This is a genomic window from Breznakiella homolactica (assembly GCF_016616095.2).
GTDB lineage: Bacteria > Spirochaetota > Spirochaetia > Treponematales > Breznakiellaceae > Breznakiella > Breznakiella homolactica.
The window spans coordinates 3,611,576-3,633,491 of the sequence record NZ_CP067089.2 but is presented as its reverse complement, the minus strand read 5'-3'; the positions used below and the strand labels follow the sequence as shown (position 1 = coordinate 3,633,491).

16 protein-coding genes are annotated in these 21,916 nt (G+C 56.6%); 11 read left to right on the top strand and 5 right to left on the bottom strand.

The annotated features are described in order from the left end of the window. Positions 1-64 precede the first annotated feature (64 nt). Together JFL75_RS16405 and amrB are read left to right on the top strand one after the other, a co-directional pair. Positions 65-2,905, top strand: a complete 2,841-nt coding sequence (locus tag JFL75_RS16405) for a DUF3160 domain-containing protein (RefSeq protein WP_215627753.1) — start codon at positions 65-67, stop codon at positions 2,903-2,905. Next, complete coding sequence (gene amrB, locus JFL75_RS16400) at positions 2,902-3,777, top strand: AmmeMemoRadiSam system protein B (RefSeq protein WP_223292680.1); 876 nt, start codon at positions 2,902-2,904, stop codon at positions 3,775-3,777. The genes JFL75_RS16405 and amrB overlap by 4 nt, the downstream gene beginning before the upstream one ends. A gap of 37 nt (positions 3,778-3,814) precedes the next feature. Here the strand turns inward: amrB and JFL75_RS16395 are convergent, their stop codons facing one another. From JFL75_RS16395 to JFL75_RS16380, 4 genes are all read right to left on the bottom strand, one after another. Further along, positions 3,815-5,242, bottom strand: coding sequence for an AMMECR1 domain-containing protein (locus tag JFL75_RS16395; protein ID WP_215627752.1), 1,428 nt, complete (start codon positions 5,240-5,242; stop codon positions 3,815-3,817). A gap of 46 nt (positions 5,243-5,288) precedes the next feature. Continuing rightward, complete coding sequence (locus JFL75_RS16390) at positions 5,289-5,840, bottom strand: hypothetical protein (protein WP_215627751.1); 552 nt, start codon at positions 5,838-5,840, stop codon at positions 5,289-5,291. Positions 5,841-5,843: 3 nt separating this feature from the next. Next, the gene (floA, locus tag JFL75_RS16385) at positions 5,844-6,827 is read right to left on the bottom strand and encodes a flotillin-like protein FloA (protein WP_215627750.1); all 984 of its coding nucleotides are present in this window, start codon (positions 6,825-6,827) and stop codon (positions 5,844-5,846) included. A gap of 86 nt (positions 6,828-6,913) precedes the next feature. Then, entirely contained in the window at positions 6,914-8,467 is a 1,554-nt protein-coding gene (locus tag JFL75_RS16380) for an NfeD family protein (RefSeq protein ID WP_215627749.1), read from the bottom strand. A 230-nt stretch (positions 8,468-8,697) separates the two neighbouring features. Here JFL75_RS16380 and JFL75_RS16375 point away from each other — a divergent pair, with 230 nt between their 5' ends. The 5 genes from JFL75_RS16375 (at position 8,698) to JFL75_RS16355 (ending at position 13,186) form a co-directional block, all read left to right on the top strand. After that, a complete protein-coding gene (locus JFL75_RS16375; RefSeq protein WP_215627748.1) occupies positions 8,698-9,933 on the top strand; it encodes a DNA recombination protein RmuC in 1,236 nt (411 codons plus the stop codon). 12 nt (positions 9,934-9,945) lie between these two features. Next, on the top strand, positions 9,946-10,386 hold the full coding sequence (locus JFL75_RS16370; protein WP_215627747.1) for a DUF3842 family protein: 441 nt from the start codon (positions 9,946-9,948) through the stop codon (positions 10,384-10,386). A 474-nt stretch (positions 10,387-10,860) separates the two neighbouring features. Next, positions 10,861-11,610, top strand: coding sequence for a metal ABC transporter substrate-binding protein (locus JFL75_RS16365; RefSeq protein ID WP_215627746.1), 750 nt, complete (start codon positions 10,861-10,863; stop codon positions 11,608-11,610). Between the two features lie 2 nt (positions 11,611-11,612). Further along, positions 11,613-12,359, top strand: coding sequence for an ABC transporter ATP-binding protein (locus JFL75_RS16360; RefSeq protein WP_215627745.1), 747 nt, complete (start codon positions 11,613-11,615; stop codon positions 12,357-12,359). Then, the gene (locus JFL75_RS16355; RefSeq protein WP_215627744.1) at positions 12,356-13,186 is read left to right on the top strand and encodes a metal ABC transporter permease; all 831 of its coding nucleotides are present in this window, start codon (positions 12,356-12,358) and stop codon (positions 13,184-13,186) included. Before JFL75_RS16360 ends, JFL75_RS16355 begins: the two co-directional genes overlap by 4 nt. An 8-nt stretch (positions 13,187-13,194) precedes the next feature. Here the strand turns inward: JFL75_RS16355 and JFL75_RS16350 are convergent, their stop codons facing one another. Next, positions 13,195-14,577 (bottom strand): tetratricopeptide repeat protein, encoded by a 1,383-nt coding sequence (locus tag JFL75_RS16350; protein WP_215627743.1) that lies wholly within the window; start codon positions 14,575-14,577, stop codon positions 13,195-13,197. A 596-nt stretch (positions 14,578-15,173) separates the two neighbouring features. Here JFL75_RS16350 and JFL75_RS16345 point away from each other — a divergent pair. The 4 genes from JFL75_RS16345 to JFL75_RS16330 all read left to right on the top strand — a co-directional run bounded on the left by JFL75_RS16345 (position 15,174) and on the right by JFL75_RS16330 (position 21,580). Beyond that, positions 15,174-16,151 (top strand): Hsp70 family protein, encoded by a 978-nt coding sequence (locus tag JFL75_RS16345; RefSeq protein WP_215627742.1) that lies wholly within the window; start codon positions 15,174-15,176, stop codon positions 16,149-16,151. A gap of 70 nt (positions 16,152-16,221) precedes the next feature. Continuing rightward, positions 16,222-18,459, top strand: a complete 2,238-nt coding sequence (locus tag JFL75_RS16340; protein WP_223292679.1) for a flagellar assembly lytic transglycosylase — start codon at positions 16,222-16,224, stop codon at positions 18,457-18,459. A gap of 37 nt (positions 18,460-18,496) precedes the next feature. Continuing rightward, positions 18,497-21,028, top strand: a complete 2,532-nt coding sequence (locus JFL75_RS16335; RefSeq protein WP_223292678.1) for a DNA translocase FtsK — start codon at positions 18,497-18,499, stop codon at positions 21,026-21,028. After that, complete coding sequence (locus tag JFL75_RS16330) at positions 21,029-21,580, top strand: hypothetical protein (RefSeq protein ID WP_215627741.1); 552 nt, start codon at positions 21,029-21,031, stop codon at positions 21,578-21,580. Positions 21,581-21,916 lie beyond the last annotated feature (336 nt).

Here is a 21,916-nt window from a genome sequence, read left to right as displayed (position 1 = left end):
TGACAATGGAATGAACGTACTATAGCCTTTTTACATTGAAACACATCCGGAAGCGGGGTTAGTAATGAATATGAAGCGGTTATCCTATTGTTTCTGTATCATCGCGGTACTGTGCGTCTCAGCCTGCGGCAAAGAGGACTCCGGCCCGAAGCCGCCGGACACTTCCCAGAGCATGGACACGGACTCTGCCCAGGAAGTTCCGCAGGAGGATCAGTCCCGCGACGGAACGGCCAACCGTCCGCAGAAAAATATTCCCGAACTCTCAGCTCTGCTGCTTCCGCCCATTGCCGATCCCGTAACCGCGGCGCATCGGGAATATCTGGGAGAAGAATTGATATTCACGGATATTCCCGGCCTGGAAGAGACCGGCAAAAAAACAGCGGTTGTCGGCAGCAGTAAATGCCGCTTCTTCCCGAACGTCACGGTATCGAGCCCCACTGATCTGGAAACCCTGCCGGCGGGGATACCTGTTCCCATAGGGACGCTGCTCCCGATAACGGGTGATAAAATCGTGAACCGTACCTCGCAGTATGAATGGTTTAATGTTTTTACGTTTGAAGACAACTTTAACTGGTTTTACCCTACCGAATACAACGGCGAACCCGGAATCGTATTCGGCGCCGACCTCTATGGGCTTGGAAAATCGGAAACAGAGAACAGGATCGCGGCCATGCTGTACAGCACCGAAGGGAGGTTCGACAGCTTTTATCCGATAAGCGGATACAGTATCCTGCCCGGAGAAGTCCGGGAAGCCCTGGAAAAAAACCGGCTTGTAATCCAGGAAGTTACGAAAAATGAATACCGCCTCAGCGCCGACAAACCGGATGATCTGATAGCGCTGTATATGGATCTCTACAAAACCAGTTACTCATCCTATTCGGATAATACCTACCGGCGCATACCGGTCTTTATTACAACGGATCTGGCCGCGCACGGACAGCACATTCTGTTTGACCGGATAATGCAGGCCCTGGAAGAAGACTTCTTCGTTCCCCGTCTAAAAAAACTGATGAAAAATTATACAGCCGGCCTCGCGGGAACCGACCATTCCGGTTTCTCCGAAACCTATGAAAAGGCAGTCCTGTATCTCCAGGTCGCCGAAGCGCTGCTGGACCTGGCCCCGGAAAAGATTGAGCAGCAGGACCGTTACGGCCGGTCCGAAACAACGTACCGGGACAAAGACCGGGAACAGGTTTTATCCCGGTACCCCGATCTGGTGCGGCAGGAGATCGCAAAAATCGACGCGGCTGAAGGTTTCTCCCCGTCTCCGGTCTTTACGTTTAAAAACGGCGCGGTCTTGGAGGAAGATTATTCACAATATATCCTCCGGGGCCATTACACGAAGAACGGCATCCTGGCCGCGTATTTCCGGACCATGATGTGGTTCGGAAGAATTCATTTTCTGATTTCCGTGACAGATCCTGCCGTCGCTGCCGCATCCGGCAGCGCGGCCATCGGCGGAACGGATTCACCGGAACGCAGCCAGAATCCGGACTGGCTTAATCAGCCCCTCTGGGAAAAAGACGATTCTGTAAAACTTGCCCTGGGAATGATCCCCGCGGCAATGCTTCTGACGAAAACAGCGGCGGATAATCCGGCTTTGTATGAAGAATGGCAGAGTCTTTTCGATCCGATTACGGCGCTGATCGGTGAGTCCGATGACTTAAGCTTCAAGGAAATCCTGCCCTTCTGGCAGAAAGAAAACATCCGGGACTTTTCATCCTGGGCCGCGGACCCCGAAGCCGTGCTGGCATTCGGCGCGAAAGCCCACCGTGAACTGCGGCCGCCCGCGCTTTCCGGAGGATCAGTCTTTAAGGGCCCCAGCGACGGAGAAGACCGGAAACCGCCCATGGGATGGCGGCTGTTCGGGCAGCGGTTCACCTATGATTCGGGAATACACCACGCGGTTTCCCCTCCCCGTTTTATGCCCCGGGATATGGTGCGGGGCCTGGATATCATGAAGGCCTTCGGATCAAAAACCGCCGACGCCCTGCTGGAACTTTCCGATTATCCCGTGATGGACGGTCTCAAGGAAATTCTGGATGAACAGGAAAAGGAATTCGATTCTTATGATGAAACGTTCTGGACAAGAAATTATTACAATTCCGTTCTGAGTCAGATAAAAACCCAGGCGCAGTTTGAAAGCGGGTCGGGGTTTTATTTCACCGAGTCACCCCTCTGGGGGATCAAGTCCATGCTTGCCTCCCACGGAACCTGGGCGGAACTGCGGCATGATACGATTCTGTATGTGAAGCAGTCCTACGCGGAACGGGCCGGCGGTGATGACGAAGCGACATTCAGGACCGAGCCGGTACCCCACCCGGCTCATTATATTGAACCGAACCTCCCGTTCTGGCGGGGAACCGTCCAGTCCGTAAACATACTCCACAGAACCCTTGCCCAATACAATATGCTGGATGAGAGAACCGCTTCGGTGCTCCAGCGGTTTTCCCGGCTCTGTGAACGGGCTCTCGGCATTGCCATGGCCGAGTTTGACAACAAACCGGTAGATGAAAAGGAACTCCGGTGGATACCGACCATTCCCCTGGAGCTTGCCCAGATGGTGCTGTTTCAGGAACCCCAGGGCGGCTACGCGGAAGATACCGAGCAGTTCAGGATGGCGCTGGTGGCGGATGTCTTTACCAACGGGGAATTGGGAATGGTACTGGAAACCGCCGTGGGGATTCCCTACCGGATGTATATACCGCTCAACGATGCCCAGGGAGGCAAACGGATCGCCATGGGGTACTGTTTCAGTTATTTTGAATTTAATTATCCCATGTCCCAGCGCATGACCAATGAAACATGGAAATCCATCGTATACGCGGACAAAACCAATATGGCTAAATACATGCCCTTCTGGACGAACGGAATACTTCTGCCGCCGGCGAAGCCCCAGAAGTGACAGTCCGGAAATTTTTTGCCGCCGCCGCGGGGATTCTGATTTTCTGCGGCGCGGTTTCATGCGAAAAAAAGCAGGAAACCGCCGAGCCGGTTTTTTTCCATACCTGGGAATCCCTTGGGGACCTGCCGGGAAAGACAGCGTCTGCGCCGGTATTGCACCGGCCGCCGCAGGACGCGGTGCCCTGGGCCGGAACGGTAAGCCACCACATCCTGGCCGACCGGCTCATCGACGCGTGGTTCAGGGAACTAGCCGCCAGAAGGACGGTTTCGGTTTTCTTCATTCTGAGCCCTTCCCACTGGGGACTTTCCACGGAGCGGTTTTCCCTGACCGCCGGCAGCTGGCGGACCGGTTCCGGGGATGTGAGGTCAAACGGTACAATCGTCCGGGATGTATCCCGGAAACTGGACGTCTCCGGGGATGACCGGGTTTTCGCTTACGAGCACGGCGTCTCAACGCTGATGCCGTATATCGCGCGGTACTTTCCCGAAGCGGAGGCTGTCTGTATCGCCTATACCGGGGACGCACCCCTCAACCAGCCCATGGCGGAAAAATTAACCGCCGCCCTCTCTCCGTATTTCAGCGAAAAATCAAAGGATGATTTTTTTCTTTTGATCTCCACGGATTTTTCACACCACGGCGGCCGGGAAACAACCGCCGCGAACGACGCGAAGACGGAACATTTTTTTGCAGAACCCTCCGCACGTTCATGGTATGCCGTGGTCTGCGACAATGTTCCGGGTATATATGTACTGGCCCGTCTTCTGCCGCCGCGGACCCGCAGCTGTATCCTGTACCATACCGATTCATACCGGCTGTCAGGGGAGCAGGAGGATGATATTACCAGTTATTTCTTTTCGTATTTCTGGGAATGATGTTTAAACCGAATTGGCGGCGGCGGTCTTCCGGTCCTTACTCAATAAGATCCAGCCGGCGGCGGAAGGTAAGGGTTTCCGCTTTTTTGAATGCCAGACCGGATTCCTCCGGAGACCCGGAAATTCCTGCCTTGCGGAGGAGAACCCTGAGGAAGACTTCCTTTTCGGCCATCCGGTCCGCGGCCGCGCCGGCTTGAAGGAAGGCGGTTTCGCCGCCGCCCGTGACAAGCAGGCTGTCGATACCGGGCCTGAAATCATAGGGTCCGGCCATGTCACGCCATTCACCGAAAAAGGACAGTTCCACATCGAGGGTTTCCCGCGCATCCGGGAGCAGCGGAATATACCGGGGATCCAGCGCCGCTTCATACGCGCAGTAACGGACCGATGCTTCCGCATCGGACACCCCGGAATACAGCGCCAGGCAGCCCCGGTCCCCGGTACCGTCCGTCAGCCTGACCGCGGTACCAAAAGAAGCGAAAGCCTGGTCAGGATACGCGGCGGTTCTGTCCGCCCACGCGTCTTCTATTCCGGCCGCGGCGGTACGGAACAAATCCGCTATCCGCTCCGGCGGATATAGTTTTTCAAGAGCCGCGAGATCCGGGCTTTTCCAGAAAGACAGGACCGCTGCCGCCGGATCATCCCCGGGCTGGATATTGAACGCACACAGCAGCGCGCGAATCGCGGCAGGGGCTTTGATCCACAGGGTTTCACCGGGATAGAAGCCGTAAACTAATCCCTGGAAAACATCCTGCCGCTCTGTCCATTGCTCCCAGGCTTTCCGCTCTTCATTGCTTTCCGGGTACACATCAGAACCGTCCGCTTCAAGGAACCATGCAGTCCTGTCCGCGGGGTAAACCCGGATAAATTCCTCCAGCAGTTTCCACGCGGTCCCGGGATCTTTCTGATACGCCGCGGACAGCGCAACCGTTACCAGGCCGGAATTATTGAGGGCCGTCCATTCAGCAGCCTGCTTTATAAATGAGCTGTCGCCAATTCCATTGAGGGTAAAAAAATCGAGATCAATGCTGATTGCTGCGGGCTGTTTAAGTTTCATGCGGATTAATTCATCCCAGCCGTAAATTCCAGTTCGATCCAGAATATCCGCGCTGTCACCGGGCGGCAGGCGGTTCAGACTGGACGCAAGCCATTCAGCCTTTTGCTGCTTTTGATGCTCCGGCAGGGAAACCCCGGGGACCCATAGTATTCCTGAAACGCTTCCTTCAAGAAGCAAGGTTCCCGCCCAGTTGAAGCTGGTTACAAGGCCGTCAGCAAGAGGACCGGCGTCATGGTGGTAATCGATGAGCACCAGCAGAGGCGCGGATTTACCGCGGGTATATTCCCGTATCAGCGGGTAAGACAGCCCGTGCCGGTCATGGAGATGTATTTCGTTTTTCGGCGCGGTACACGAAAAGAAAAGCAGAAACAGGAAACCGGCTATCGCAGCGGGGGCAGAATATTTTACCATCTGGGTGAAGCCATTACCGGACAGGAATTCCTGTCCGGTACGGCAGTCAGGCGCCTTTGGGCGGACCGAGAACTTCCGCCATGACAACGGCGCGCTGCATCGGTGTCAATGATTCCAGTTTCTCCGGCAGGGAAGCGCCTTTGCGGGACCGCTCCTGCTGAGGAGAAACATCGGCTTCAGGAACGGGTTTTGCCGGCACCGCTAAGCGTGCTTCCGCGGAAACGGAAGCACGGACGAATTCCGGCATTGACTCTGACAATGGTTCGGATATGGACTCCCAGTCATTTTTTACGGGACTGGCACGGACAGGCACCGGTTCTTTTCCGGTTCCGGAAAAAACCGTTTTTGAATACGTTCCGGTTCCGTTGGACAGGGCAAAGGGAGAAAAATCATCGTCATCATCGGTATCTTCTTCCCAGTGCCCCCGGGCAGGAGGACTTTCGGGCGGCTTCATCTTGTCAGCCATAAACTTGGCGAAAGTGCTCTCCTTTTTTTCCTTCTTCTCGTCGTTCTGCTTTTTTTTAGACGCAGCGATCCGCACGGCGATAATTATCGCGATGGGGATGAAGGTAATAATGGTGTCGAACAAACCTTCCATAGTTTATTTGTCGCCGGAGGTCCCGATGGAGGAACGCATATCCGTATCGGCCTGGATATTCTTAAGCCGGTAATAATCCATAACCCCCAGGTGGCCGTTTCGGAAAGCTTCCGCGATAGCCAGGGGGATCTCCGCTTCCGCGAGCACAACCTTGGCGCGGTTTTCCTGGACCAGGGCAAGCATTTCCTGTTCCTGAGCCTGGGCGGCGGCGCGGCGTTTTTCCGCTTCCGCCTGGAACCGGCGCTTATCAGCCTCAGCCTGGTCGGCCTGGAGTTTGGCGCCTACGTTGGCGCCGACATCGATATCCGCGATATCGATGGAAAGAATCTCAAAAGCCGTTCCCGCGTCGAGGCCTTTCCCAAGCACCAGTTTGGAGATGGTATCGGGATTTTCGAGAACCTTTTTATAGCTTTCCGAAGAACCGATGGTCGTAACAATACCTTCTCCGACCCGGGCGATGATTGTTTCCTCGGTGGCGCCGCCGACGAGCCGTTCAATATTGGCCCGTACCGTAACCCTGGCTTTTACCTGGAGCTGGATACCGTCTTTGGCAACCGCATCGATGGTGACCTTCCCTTTGGTGGGATCCGGACAGTCGATCACTTTGGGGTTGACGCTGGTCCGCACTGCCTCAAGGACATCCCGGCCGGCGAGGTCGATCGCGGCGGCCCGCTGAAACGGCAGCGGAATATTGGCCTTGTTGGCGGCCACCAGGGCGCGGCTTACCTTGAGAACATCACCCCGGGCAAGAAAGTGAGTTTCCAGCATATCCGAGTCAACTTCAATGCCGGCCTTGGAAAGCATGATCCGGGAATCGACAATAACCCCGGGATTAACGTGGCGGAGCCACATACCAATGAGCTTTCCCATACCCACGGAGGCACCGGAAAGCAGAGCCCTGAACCAGAGTCCGAAAAAACGGAAAAAGAGGAACAGGAAACCCAGGGCGATAAGCCCGACAAATATCAGCAGAACAAGATAACCCACAGTTTACTCCTTAACAGTACTGCCCGGAGGCGTACAAAAAATTGCATTCATGGTACAGCCTCACAGGCTGCATGGATTCGGTACAATCAGCAGGATTTAACGATTATCCTGTTTCCCCGGACACGGACAACCTGTACGGCCGCTCCGGGTTCAATAAATTCTCCGTCAGCTTCAACGGTGTAGAGCCGGCCGTCAATGTCGGCTTTTCCGGAAGGCCGCAGGGTTGAAGCGGCTTTCCCTTCTTTTCCTACCAGTGCGCTCAGGTCCTCTTCATCCTCCATGGCAAGCTGCGACGTATCGCTGGCTTTTACCGCGGATGTATCGGGATCGGGTCCGCCGGCGGTTCCGGTTATGGCCGCCTTAAGGGTGAGCCGGTCAAACAGTTTTATCTTCGGTCCCATGAGGGCAATTACCGCGATTCCCGCGATGGCGACAACGAGACCGACAAGCACCACCACAACATTCCTTCCAAGGATCCCCCATTCCCAGTCAAAACGGGGGATGATGAAATCCTGCATAGAGAATATCAGGGAAAGGGCAATCAGGATAAGTCCGGAGATACCGGCGATCCCGAATCCCGGCAGTATGAATATCTCCACCGCCAGAAGGCCGATTCCTATCAGGAAAAGGATCATCTCCAGGGAACCTACGGTTCCCAGAAGCGCGTTGGAGCCGAACACGAGAATAAAGGCGATTATCGCCACAACTCCGGGCACGCCGAAACCGGGACTCTGCAGTTCAAGAAACAGCATTATAAGGCCGGCGATAATCAGCAAGGCCTGAACAGGCCCCGATGTGAGAAGAAATACAATGGTATCCGCGAGGCTGGGCGCGCTTTCGGTTACGTCCCCCCGGACACCGATAGCCGTAAAAAGGGCTTCCCGGTCGTCGGCGAGGCCCTTGGCCAATCCGTATTTGTACGCCTCCCCGGCGGTAAGGGAAAGGAGTTTTCCCGCGGGGGAAATCACCGAGAGACGTTCGACCTTCAAAGAAGCGTCCCGCTCGAGACGCTCCGTATCCTGGACCGTCGCCGCCCGGATACTGCCGTTGACTGAAATCTCCAGGAGCTCTATATCCTGGTCCACCATGGCCAGGGCAATGCCCACGGGATGGCCGCTGCGTTCCGCCAGGGCCGCCATCTGGGACCGGACCGCCGCGACGGTCTTTTCCCCGGTGGCTTCGGTTTCACCGCTGGCGCTTACCGTTACCGGTGCCGCGGCTCCTATGGATGTTCCGTTGGCCATATAGATATCCGCGCACGCCAGGGCAATGAGGGCACCCGCGGACCAGCTTACCCCCATGGACTGGGAACTGTTGTTCACCCAGGCAACGGTCCTGGCGCTTTTTATCGAAACGATGAAAGACGTAATCTGCAGGGCCGAATCCACCCGGCCGCCGAAGGTATCGATTTCAAAGACGATATGGCTCGCCCCTTCACTGAGGGCCTTCCGGGCTTCCCGCCGTACAAATGTAGAAAGGGAGTTGGTTATATCCCCCTTTACCGGGATAATCCAGGCAGTCCCTTCCGGCAGAGAAGTTTCAGGGGTCTGAGCCTGGAGGGAGAATCCGGTTATACCGAAGGCCAGCACAAAAAACAGACACCGGCAGCATAGTTTCTTCCATTCAATACCGTAATTCATATACATATTTTACATTATATCACAGCTGCGTCTATACTGCGGTAAGAAATGCCACCCGGAGACCGATATTCGGAATCACGGCAAAGCCGGGCAGGAATAAATCTCAGCCCGAAATCCCATTCAATACACCGGTTCCGCCATGTCCGCCGGCCGCGGGTTTTGAGACCTGAACAGCCGGATAGTAAAGCTTCGCCTTTCCGTACGTCCCGTGATTATGTATACTTAAAGCCATGGACCTGCTGTTCATAGCCATCGTGGCCTTTGCCTTTGTATTGCTGGTGGTCTTCCTCGTGCTGCTCTTCCGGCCGCGCCGGGGATCACCGGAACGGCTCCTTGCCATTGCCGAAGGCCAGGAGCGGATCGAACGGACCCTCCGGGAAGAACTCGCCCGGAACAGGGAAGAAACGGCTTTGTCCGTCAGGCGCGCCGCGGAAGCCCAGGCGTCCCAGCTGGCGTCCATCCGGGCGGAACTGGCCCGGTTCGGCCAGGGAAACGACCGCCGCATCGACGCGCTCCGGGAAACCGTGGACCGGAAACTCAAGGAAATCCAAAGCGACAATGCCCTTAAGCTGGAGGCGATCCGCCGGACCGTGGACGAAAAACTCCACGAAACCCTGGAACGCCGGCTGGGGGAATCCTTCAAGCTTGTGGGAGAACGGCTGGAACTGGTCCAGACAGGCCTCGGCGAAATGCGGAGTCTCGCCGCGGGGGTCGGAGATCTCAAGCGGGTTTTAGGAAACGTAAAAAACCGGGGCACCTGGGGAGAAGTCCAGCTTATCTCCATTGTTCAGGATGTGCTGTCCCCGGACCAGTTCGCCCTCAACGTTCCGGTGAAACCCGGTTCCCAGGAACGGGTGGAATTGGCCATCCGCCTGCCGGGAAAAAATTCCAGTGACGAGCCGGTGTGGCTTCCGGTGGACGCGAAATTCCCCAAGGAAGATTATGAACGGCTCATGGACGCCCGGGAAGCCGGGGATAAGGCGGCATCCGAGGAAGCGGCAAAGATGCTGGAACGGCGGATAAAACTGTCCGCCCGGGAAATCAGGGATAAATACATCGCCCCGCCTTCCACCACGGATTTCGGGATCATGTTCCTCGCGTCCGAAGGGCTCTACGCCGAATGCATCGGACGCCCGGGGCTTACGGACATCCTGCAGCGGGACTACCGGATAATCACGGCGGGCCCCACCACCTTCGCCGCCCTGCTCAACAGCCTGCAGATGGGATTCAGGACCCTGGCGGTGGAGCAGCGGAGCGGTGAAGTCTGGCGGACCCTGGGGATGGTAAAAACGGAATTCGCGAAATTCGGGGATCTCCTGGATAAGACCCGGAAGAAACTTCAGGAAGCGGCGGACACTGTCGACCTGGCGGACAGAAAATCCCGGACTATCCGGGGAAAACTGAGCAGCGTCGAAACGTTCCAGGGTCAGGCGGTTCCGCTGTCCGACGATCCGGAAACCGACTAAGGGGCAAAGGCTATGAACAGGACAGTGATCGTAATTGACGGAATGGGCGGCGGTGTCGGAGCCCAGCTTATAGCGCGGCTGAAAGAGCTGAGTCTGCCGGACCTGGAGCTGATCGCCCTGGGAACGAACTCGAGCGCCACCGAACGGATGGTCAAAGCCGGGGCGGCCCGGGGCGCCACCGGGGAAAACGCGATAAAAACCTCTGCCCGGCTGGGTGATTTTATCCTTGGGCCCATCGGTATAGTCCTGCCCAACAGCCTTATGGGTGAAATAACCCCCGTAATGGCCGACGCGGTCCTTTCGGCGCCGGGAGAACGGATCCTGCTTCCCCTGCAGCAGGACCATTTTCATATCGTAGGAGCGGAGCCGCTGCCCCTGGGCAGAATGCTTGAACGGACCGTGGAACTGCTGCGGGAGCGGCTCAGGGATGCGGGGGAGCACCAGGCTGTATAAACAGCAAGCACCCGTGTTTACCGGGTCCGCGGGGCCCGTCATGTAAAAGGGCGGTACGTCGGCCTGCGGCCTCGAAAACCGCTCATCCGCCCTTTTACATGACACCCGGCGGTACCATTACGGCCCGGTTGTTTGCTGCTTTTACCTGCTGAGGATACTATTTCCGGCGGGCTGCTCCCCCTCGTTTCAGCCCCGCTTCGCGGGTCTTCCACTACCCCCACTTCGGGTTCCTCGGTGCGGATGAATACCTGTTTACCAATGATGCCGGGGATGAAAATACCGCGGCCCCGTAATCCGGATTTTCACAATAAATTCACATATTAGAGAATTGCCAAATTCCCGCTGCCGTAGTAGAATAAATCCGCAGCAAGAAGCTGCTGGGGCGGCCCTGAAGGGCCGCATCACAGGATTCCTTGATTCCTTCCCGCCGGTTCGAAAGCCGATATCCGCACATGTATTCAGAGTGAGAACCCCATGAAAAAGTCAGCCATTGCATTGACCGGTATTGTACTGTCCCTGTGGGCAGGGGTGTTTCAGCTGGAGGCCCAGGATTCACCCCGGGTGGTGGCCTCCACATCGTGGACCGCCGCCATCGCCCGGGCCGGAGGCGCCCGGAATATCATTACCATCGCCCCGCCGGAACTGAAACATCCCCCGGAATACGATATAAAACCTTCGGATCTCGAAAACGCCCGTTCCGCGGACCTGCTGGTATATTCGGGATACGAAAAATTCGCCCAACGCCTTGGAGAAACCGTGGGAAACGCCCGGATTCTGGAGGTGTATACGGATAACCTGCCTTCGGTCCTTAAACAGGAAGCGAAAAAAGTGGCGGTTGTTCTGGGAACGGAAACCGAATACGCCGCCTGGGAGGCTTCCTTCGACCGTATGACGGCGGAAATGAAAGACCGGCTCAGCGCGGCGTACCCCGACAAACGCGCGGTGGTACACCGGTTCCTGGCGACCCAGGCGGAATGGCTCGGGTTTGAAGTGGTGGGAACCTTCGGTCCCGGCGAATCATCCCCCCAGGCGCTGCTGAACCTGGTCCGGCTGAAGCCCGCGGTAATTATCGACAACTGGCACAATGTATCCGGCAAGGCCCTGGCGGAAAGCCTTCCCGCTTCCTATGTGGAACTGATCAACTTCCCCGGCAAGGACGGCACCCGGACCATCGAGGATGTATTTGCCTACAACCAGCGGCAGTTCCTGGAAGCGGCCCGGTAGCCATGACCCGAACAGATACGGCGGAACGCCCGCAAATTCAGCAGGCCGGCAGGGAGATCCCGCTCATCGCGGCGGAGGGTCTCACCCTGGGATACCCCAGCAGGGCGGTGGTTTTCGGGATAAACCTGAGCTGGTCCGCCGGCCAGGGGCCGCTGGCGATCTGCGGCCCCAACGGCAGCGGAAAAACGACTTTTCTCAAAACCTTCCTCGGTCTTATTCCTCCTTTGGAAGGGTCTTTTTCCCTGCTGGGCTGTCCGGCCGGCAGGAAGGGCTACCGGGAAGCGCTTAAACGCACCGCCTGGGTGCCCCAGCAGCGGGCGCCGGGGCCGCTCCGGCTGACCGTCCGGGACACGGTTTCCCTGGGGCGGAACATTACCGCCCGGCCTTTTTCCCGGCTTTCGAAAGAAGACAGCGTTATTATTGATGAAACCCTGGAAACCTGCGGAATCGGGGAGCTTTCCCCGTGGATCGTCCAGGAGCTTTCCGGCGGCCAGTACCAGCGGGTCAGCATAGCCCGCGCTCTGGCGGGAAAGCCGGATATCCTGTTTCTTGATGAACCCACTACTTTTCTCGATCAGGAAAACAGAGCCCTGGTCATTAAAACCCTGGAAGCCATAATAAAAGAAGGAAAAACCAGTATCGTCCTGATATCCCATGATCCCGATCTGTGCGCGTGCTGCTCCCTGACCTGGTATTTTTCAGATGGCCGTGTTTTCTCCAGGCCGCATCACCAGGATGGTACTGTATGATACGGGAAATACTGGCTATCCCCGCCCTTTCCCGGGGGCTGGCGGCGCTGATCGCCACGGGTATTTCCTTTCCGGTTATCGGAACACTGATCCTGTGCCTCGAGCTGGTCCCCGCCCGTTTCGCGGTCATGCATGTGGCGCTCCTCGGTTCAGCCCTGGGGATGGTCTTCGGCATCGATCCCACGGTATCGGCCCTTGCGGCCGCGGCCCTGGCGGGATTTCTGGTAGCGCGGTTGGGAGAAAAAAGCGGCGCCTCAGCGTCGGGACCGCTGGGGCTCGTAATGACTCTGGCCATGGCCCTGGCTTTCATAATTTTCTACAAAACCGACATAAACGGAATAGAGGCATTCAACCTGTTCTGGGGCAATATCCTCGCCCTAAACACCGGGGAAACGCGGCTTACCATCGCGGCGGCGGTCCTTTTACCGGTTCTGATTGCCGGTTTTCTCCGGCCAATACTGGCGGTGCTCTTTGACCGGGACCTGGCGGCGGCATCGGGGTATCCCGCCAGGGCTATCTATTACATTCTGGTGATCGGTGTCTGTTTGGGAGTCGGACTTGCCATGCGGCTCACCGGCGCTCTCATGGCGGACGCGTCCACCATACTCCCCGCCCTGGCGGCCAGGAACATGCGGAAGGATTTTTCCAAAACCCTGCTCTGGGGGGCGGTATTCGGGCTGGTCAACAATATCGGAGGATTTGTACTGGCGCTGGTTTTCGATCTGCCCATCAGCCCCGCGATTATTGTAATGGGGGCCGTATCCGTTTTTGCCAGCTCCCGGATAGGGAAACCGGCGGGGCTCAGCCTGCGGCGGAAGAGCAAGTAAACGGGGGCTTATCTTTTGGAAGGTGTACTGCCTGACCTCGCCGCCTTGGCATCCACCGTGTTGAGAATGGCGGTCAGGCGGTCCTTTTCGATCAGGTCGATGAGCCGGGCTTCGGTGTACCGTTTCGCTTCTTCGGTAAAGGAACCTACCGTAAGGCAATAGCCTTTTCCCGCCTTGACTTCCTTCAGGTGGGAATGGAAATCCCGGACCGTGAGTTCCCCCACGGATCCCTGGCTGCGGATAAACCGGAACATAACCAGATCCGACCATTTAGGGGTATCCACTTCGGCCAGCAGATCCGCCCATTCATTTTTATTAACCGAAATATTGGTAATCTTAACCTTTGCCCGGGGAAAGTAATTCATCACGATTTTGCGGCACAGGGCCACAAAGTCCGCGGAAGGGGCCATAAGGTAAATCTGCATGTTTTTATTGGCGTTAAGCTCCTGGTATTTCGCGAGCAGCAGAGGAACGTCCTTGAAATTGGCGCTGACCTCCTGAATTTCCCGCAGATAACCGAGGGCCGGGCCGATTTCCTGCTGCTTAAGGAGAACTGTGGCCAGGCGGTATTTAAGCTCCAGGGCAACTTCGGGCTTGATGTTCTGGTGCCGGAGACCGATTTCAAAATCCTCTATCGCCTTTTCATACTGATGCTGTTTTATGTTGATGGTTCCCGAGAAAAGGCTCGCGTTGGGCCCCATCACCGGGTCCGGCCGCAGGTGGCTGAAAATCCGCAGCGCCTGGTCCGTTTGGTTGAGCTCGTAATAACATTCTCCCAGGGTGTACAGGGATTCCTTGTCATCCGGCGCGAGATCGATGGATCTGCGGATTAATGTCATGGCTTCCTTGTATTTTTTCATTTTGAAATACGCGTGGCCCAGATACCGGAGGGTGGGAGCGTTTTCCGGATCCAGCATCTTCGCCTGGTTAAAAAAAACCACGGCTTTTTCGTAATTTTTCTTTAAAAATTCGAGGTACCCCAGATTGAAATTCGCCTCAAAACTATCCTGTTTGAGGGACCGGGCCACGGCGAAGCCTTTGTAGGCTTCATTGTTCAGATTGAGCTTCAGCGCAGAAACCGCGTACCGTAAATTTGCCTCATATTCGTTGATTACCGGTGAAGATCCGGCCAGTTCGATCAGCATTTCATAGGTTTTAAAGGCTTTGTCCCAGGTCTGTTCCTGGTAATACAGATCCGCCAGATCCCAGAGCGCTTCCGGGTCCCTGGGGTTCTGGGCGAGCCGTTTATTGGCCTCTTTTAATATCGATTCCCGGCCTTTGGCGCGTTTGGAACGGCTGCCGCCTTTCGCGCGGCCTGCCAGGGTTATAAATAGGACCACAATAACGGCCAGGGCTACCACAACCATTAGAATAGAAACAATACCAGTCATGCTGTTATTATCGGTATACAGGGTAAAATGCTCAAGGGTATGTATTCAGGGCACCCGCATTATATTGTATAAAACACAGAAGCATGGAGAGAAAAATCCGGGGGTCCTGCCTGAAAAGGGGGCTGGGTATGGGAGAATTTTGCGGGGCAGTATGTTGCCAGGACTGGATTATGTCACATGCCGGAAAATCATTACATAAACTCGCTTCCACCCATCTAAAGCCCTACAATTACCCGGGAATTGTCACCACCACCCAGCCCCCCGCCAAAGCAGGGCGCCGGCATTACTAACCAGAAATAGCACAGAAGCATGGTCCCGTAACGGCAACGCCGGGTGTCATGGAAAAGGGTGGATGAGCGGCTTTCGAGGCCGCAGGCCGACACGCCGCCATCCACCCTTTTCCATGACAGGACCCGCTGAACCGGTACCTACCATGCTTCTGTGGTGATCCGGCAGGTATAATGCCGGCGTCCTGATTATTCATCATTGACAAATAAAGAATGCCTGTCTAAAGTCTAATAATGGGGTTTTTTAGAATTTGTGCCGAAAATAAAACACCCATGCACTTTAGGATCCTGCACAAAGGAGTATAAGCAATGGCATCAACTATCGGCATAAAAATTGCGAATGGGGATTTTTACTCCATTCTGGAAGAGTCATCCACAGTAAAGAAACGTCTTATTCTTACCACGGTCCACGATAACCAGAAAAGCGTCCAGATTGACCTGTATAAAAGCGCCCTTAAGACCATGGCGGATGCGTCCTATATCGGCAGCCTGGTGGTGGAAAATATCAAACCCAAACCCAAGGGCGATCCTTCTATCGAGCTGATAATTTCATCCAACGCGGAAGGTGAAATAAGCGCCGACGCGACGGATCTCGACGCCCCGCCCGGATCAGAGCAGCACCACCTGAGCGTCTCGCTTCAATCCCTGGATGAGGCATCCCGGGAATACGATATACCCGATTTTGAACTCGATTCCCACGAGCCGCCGCCCCAGGGGCTGTACGAGCGGGCGTCTTCGGTCAATAAACAGGAATCACGCAAAAAATTCCCCTGGCTTTTGGTGGTCCTTATCCTTATTATCCTGATATTCCTCGGATTACTGGCATGGTGCCAGCTGAGACGGGGAAAACCCGGCACCGCCGCGGGATCTCCAAAACCGGCGCAGACCACGGAACGGCCCGCAGGGCAGACAGGTTCCGGCCCGGCGCCTTCGGCGTCCGCGCAGACCGGAACAGGGCAGAGCACGCCCCCGGCGGGATCGCAGTCCGGCACCGTTCCGGTTATCCAGGCGCCGCCGCCGTCATCCGTGCCGGCCCAGGAAACTCCGGCCCGGCCTTCCGCGGGAAGGACCCGCCCGGCCCCGCCGGTAGCGTCTTATTCGGTTCCTCAAACGATTCCGCCCGAGGGAGTACCCTATAAAATCCGATGGGGAGATACCCTGTGGGATATTTCGGAGGCTTTTTATCGTAACCCTTGGCTCTACCCCCGTATTGCCCGTTTCAACAATATCCGCAACCCGGATCTTATCATTTCGGGGACCACGATCCGGATTCCGCCGAGAAATTAGGGACGCTGTTCCGGCACTAATTCTTCTGTTTCTCACCATATTCAGCCTCGCGTCCTGCGGGGCTGATACGGTGCTGGGACTGCCCGGCAGAACCGCCGGTGAACACCTCAAAAACGGAGAACTGGATTTTATCCTCCAAGGGGACATTGGAAAAATGGATGAAATCCGGCGGATTGACCCGTCCGCCACTTTTTACGCCGGACTCCAGATCCAGGCCGCGGGGGACGCGGACCGGGCCCGGGAACTTTTTTCCGCCGCCATGGCGAGCCCTTTAAAACCCGTCAGGGAAGCGGCGCTTTCGGAACTGCTCCCACTGCTCTTTTCCTCAGAAACCCCGATACCGGACCGGGAAAACCGGAACCGCTACGAAGGGTTCCTGAAACTGGCCCGGCAGGACAATACTGCCCTGAAGGACGATCCTTCCATGGCAACTCTGCGGAGGGCAGCGTATACGCTCCTGGGCCGCTTCGGGGAAATTGAACCCCTCAGAGATGCCGCAGGCGGCTGGGACGAGGCGTTTACCCTTATGGGCGAGCTCCGCACAGCAATCCCGCTGGAGGCCCAATCCCCGGATACCGGCGATGAACCGGATTTTTCCCCCGAAGCCCGGGCGGCGGCAGGCAAAATCCTCGACTTTCTCTGTGCCGGGACTCCCGGCGGGGCTCACCGCTGGGTCTACAGTGAAATAACCCGGAGGGGAAAGGGTTTACTAAACGAATATGAAACCGCCGCCGCCGCAGGGCGGCTCGCCGTGGCCCGTTCAGCCTTTGGCCAGGGTATGGAACAGTTCAGGACCGTACTCAGCCTGCAGCCGGCGCTGTTTTTCCATTATCCCGACCTTCTGAATGACCTGGGACGGTGTTTCCAGTTTACCCAGAACCAGCGGGAAGGGGCGGACCTTTTCCTGCAGTGGGACCAGTATCTGCGTACCGGTACGGAGATGGGCATGTCCATTTTCACCATTGATATTCCCCGCATACGGTACCTGCTTCTGTATTTTGCCGGCAGAATCGAGCGGCAGATGCAGAATTACGGCGAAGCCGCGGCCCAGTTTGTCAGGGCGCTTGATCTGGCCCCGGATCCGGAACAGGAAGACGCCTGCATCTGGTATATTCTCAACGTAACCCTTTCCGGGTCACCATCCCGGGCGGCGGCGCTGGTTTTTGAATACGCCCCCCGCTGGCATTCGGACCCGTATTTTTCGGATATCCTCGACCGGGTATCCCGGCATCTGGCGGATTCCAGGGACTGGGACACCCTTCTGAAGGTTTTCAGCCTTATTAAGGATGGAACCGACGGCGCCACCATTGCACAATACGCCTATATCATCGGACGGGCCCTGCAGGAAGGCTATATAACCCCCGAGGCCGCGGCGCCGTATATCGATACCGGCGGCGCTTCCGCGGAAACGGCTTTTTTCAGAATCGCTTTTGAGGAAGGAAACGCTTCCTTTTATTACCGGGCCCTGGCGGCGTCCATCCTGGGTGAAACCGTTGTCCCCGTTCCAGAAGCCCGGCCAGTCTCCGGGGACCGGACCGCCATGCCCCATCGGGAAGAACTGGATTTCCTCCTGAATTTTCACCGCTTCGGGGCGGCCGCCTTTGCCCCGGCCTATGTGCAGCCGGCTATTCCCGGCCTGGAAAACCGGGAACTTCGGTCCCTGGCCGAAGCCTTCGCTGAGTCCGGACAATGGGATGGGGTGATCAGGATCATGGCCGCTCTGGTAAGCCGGGAGGGCTACGAAATCGAACGGCGGGACATGGAACTCCTGTATCCCCAGCCTTTCCGGGAGCTCATCGAAGGCAACGCCCGGGACGCGGAAATTCCCACGGAAGTCCTCTTCGGTCTTATCAGGACCGAAAGCGCCTTTGTCCCCGATATCGCCTCATGGGCCGGAGCGGTGGGTCTGGCCCAGCTTATGCCCGCCACGGCCATGGATGTGGCGGGCCGTATCGCCCGCCGGGGCGGCCCAGACTACCGGGAAAACGGCGCCATAGATCTTCAGAATCCCGAAATCAATGTGCACCTGGGCGCGTGGTACCTCAACTATTTGATTGACCTCTTCGACAGTCCCATGATGGCCCTGATCGCGTATAACGCGGGAATCGGCCGGGTCCGGACCTGGCGGCGGGCGGAGCCGGCGCTGCCGGAGGATCTTTTCCTGGAAACCATTGAGTACCCCGAGACCCGGCAGTACGGAAGAAAGGTGCTTGCCGCCGCCGCGGCTTACGGATTTTTGTATTATGATATGACGATGGAAGCCGTAATTGCCGATATATTTACTATGAGGCGAAATTCGGAAAACTAGCCCCATTTTAAAGCAACACATCGGAGGTCCAGGCAGCGTGCCCCGGCAGTCAAAAATTTCCCAACCCGATTCCCGATTCCGCAAAGCGGCGCTCATAAGCGCCGCGGCGCTGGGAGTACTCTCAATAGCTCTCGGTGTTTCCATTGCGGCGGCGCTGTTTGATCTCCCGGTATTTTTCTCCGGCCCCGGAGGTTTTTTCGTAGATTCCTACGGAATTCTGGCGTTCGCGGTTCCCGCGTACCTGTTCTGCGCCGCCCTCATCCTGGCCGATCCCCGGTACCGGCCGGACCGGATCTTTGTGCTCAGCGCGACGGTTCTCCCCTTCCTCACCCTGGCTTTGGGTTTCGCCTTTTTACGGGATTTTGAATTCCGGGCGGAAACGAGCCGGTTCCTTGCCGCCGCAGGCAGGGTGGGATTCAGCTTTATCGTCATTTTCCTGACCATTTTTGAAATTCTCATCATTGCCGCCCTCAAGTCGATTCTTTTCCCCCGGGAAAAAGTCGGGACCGGAAAAAAGGCCGCCCGGGAGCGGGGGGCGGCGAAAAACAATAACCGCGCTGCGGAACAGCCCCGGGAAAAAACACCGCTGTTCCTTCCGATTAAAAACAGCATTAAGGATATATATACCAGGGCCGCGTCCGCGGTGGAAGGAAGCGACCGCAAGGAAGAGCATCCTCCGGCGGTCCGGGAAGCGGCCCCGAAAACGCCTGTCTATGAGATGGACCTTCCGGAACCCAAGCCCCTGTCCAGCGCGGAAACCTTCCGCAAAATGGAAAACCCGGAACTGTACGATGAGGACAGTTACGATCCCGACGCGTGGCCCGAAGGGGATATCGAAGCCCGGCGGCGGGAATACGAGGACAGTCTCGGGTATCTGGAAGCGCCGGATGACGAGGAAATTGAGGATCTTGAACCCCTTGAACCGGCGGATGACGGATCGGAGGCTTTTCTCGCGGCGGTCCGGGATAAGAACCGGCGGCCGGCGGCGGATTCTCCCGCCGGCATCATTGAACCGGAGGAATCCCATATCGATTCCGACCTGGAAAAAGCCCTCTCCGATGCCGAAGCCGAGGCATCCCAGAAAACCAGGGAAGCGAAGGAAAAACATGATGCCGACCACGGGGAGGAAGTCAAGAAACGCCGGCGCAGGGGGCCCTATAAAATTCCCGTGGAAGGGATCCTCACGGAATACCCCGACGGCGAATACTGGATTATAGACCAGGCCACCCGGGACGCCGCGGTCACCCTCAAGGAAACCCTCAAGGAATTCAACATCCAGGCGGAGGTTACGGGCATCCGCAAGGGCCCGGTAATCACCATGTTTGAGATTCTCCCCGCCCCAGGGGTCAAACTGTCCAAAATCGTAAACCTCCAGGACAACATCGCCCTGCGGCTGGCGGCTTCGTCGGTCCGTATTGTGGCGCCCATTCCGGGCAAACACGCGGTAGGTATCGAAGTTCCCAATGTTCAGCGTAACATCGTTTCCTTCAGAGAAATCATTGAAGGGGAGCTCAAGGATAAGAGCAAGAAAAAACCGGAAGTCCCCGTGGTACTCGGCAAGGGCATCACCGGCGAAGCCCAGATCATCGACCTGGTGCAGACGCCCCATCTGCTTATAGCCGGAGCCACCGGTTCCGGAAAGTCGGTCTGCGTCAACTCCATGATCCTTTCAATCCTGTACCAGCTTTCCCCGGCGGAATGCCGGCTCATCCTGATTGACCCCAAGATTGTGGAATTAAAACTCTACAACGATATTCCCCATCTGCTTACGCCGGTCATTACCGAACCAAAGAAGGCGTTCCAGGCGCTGCAGTACTGCATATATGAAATGGAACGGCGCTACGCCTGCCTCGACTCTATGGGAGTCCGGGATATCCGGAGCTACAACCGCCGCATCAAGGAACGGAACATCGCCGCCGAACATATGCCCTATATCGTGGTTGTCATCGATGAATTCGCCGACCTCATGGCAACCACCGGCAAGGAGCTGGAATCCACGGTGGCGCGCCTGGCGGCTATGAGCCGGGCCGTGGGGGTCCACCTGGTTCTCGCCACCCAGCGGCCGTCCATCGATGTTATTACCGGTCTCATCAAGGCGAATATACCGAGCCGCATTGCCTTTATGGTGGCCAGCAAAATGGACAGCCGCATCATCATTGACATGGTGGGCGCGGAGAAACTCCTCGGCAAAGGGGACATGCTCTACGCCGGTGTGGTCGACCCCTTCCCCATCCGTATGCAGGGCGCCTTTGTTTCCGAAGAGGAAGTCGAGAAGGTGGTGGAATACGTCAAAACCCTGGGAGAGCCGGATTACATTGACGAGGAAATATTTTTCGAAGACGATGAAGACGATATGGGCCCGTCCCTGTTCTCCGACGGTGAGGATCCCCTGTACGAAAAGGCCCTGGAGATTGTTATGTCCCAGGGAAAGGCCAGCGCCAGCTATATCCAGCGGCGGCTCAAAATCGGGTACAACCGCGCGGCCCGGCTGGTGGAAGAAATGGAAATCCAGGGAATCGTCGGGCCTGCCCAGGGTTCAAAGCCCCGGGAAGTGCTGCGGGGGCTTTAAGTGATCCTTTCCATCCGGATCATTTCAAAGGACGACCAGGTTCTTACGCTGGCCCGGTCCCCGAAATGGCGGCTCTTCTTTCTTATTCTGGCGGCTTTTTTTCTCGCGGGAATTATTATATTGAATGAAGCGCCGCTGCTTTTTATCATCCTCATAGCGGTTTCTCTTTTCGCCGGCCTCTACGATGACAAAATGGAATTCAACCGGACCGCCGGTACCTTCGCCGCCGTTTCCGGGATCGGTCCCGTCTGCCGGCGCCGGGAATATCCCATGGACGGCTTTTTGGCGGTAATCCTGAAGAGTGCTGTCTCTTCGTCCTTTGAAAAAAAAGACAAGAGTCCTTACGCGAAGGATCCGATTTTCCCGAAGCTCTTCCGTAAGGGCCGCTCAACCCTGTGGCTGGAATTCAAAAACAGCGAAACTCCCCGGTTCCTCATCGACGACGGTTCCCATTGGGACAAGGACAACCTTGAAACCCTGGGCACCGCCGTCGCGGAATTCTGCGGAATCCCCTTTGAGGGACCGGAAAAAAAAGAAGACGACGAAGACTAACCTTCCCGGGTGGACCGCATTATAAAGAATTACAGTAATTCACTACAGAACAGTACCCTTCCGGTTGCCGGCGTCACATCCTTTCGGAAATAACCAGATATACCCAGCATCCCCTCACAAGCAGTGTAACCGCAGTATTGTACAGAGTGTCGACACAGCAGCATGGGGCGAACAAGGTCGCGCGGGGTGTCGTTTGAAAAGAAATACCGACTTGCGGGATTCGCAGGCCGCGGGAGCGGCCTTATATCAATACCTTACAGAACCAGCCTCAGGCTGATTTTTTTCATACGACAGGCCCCCCGGTACCGGAATTTCCATGCTGCCGGGTTCAGCAAT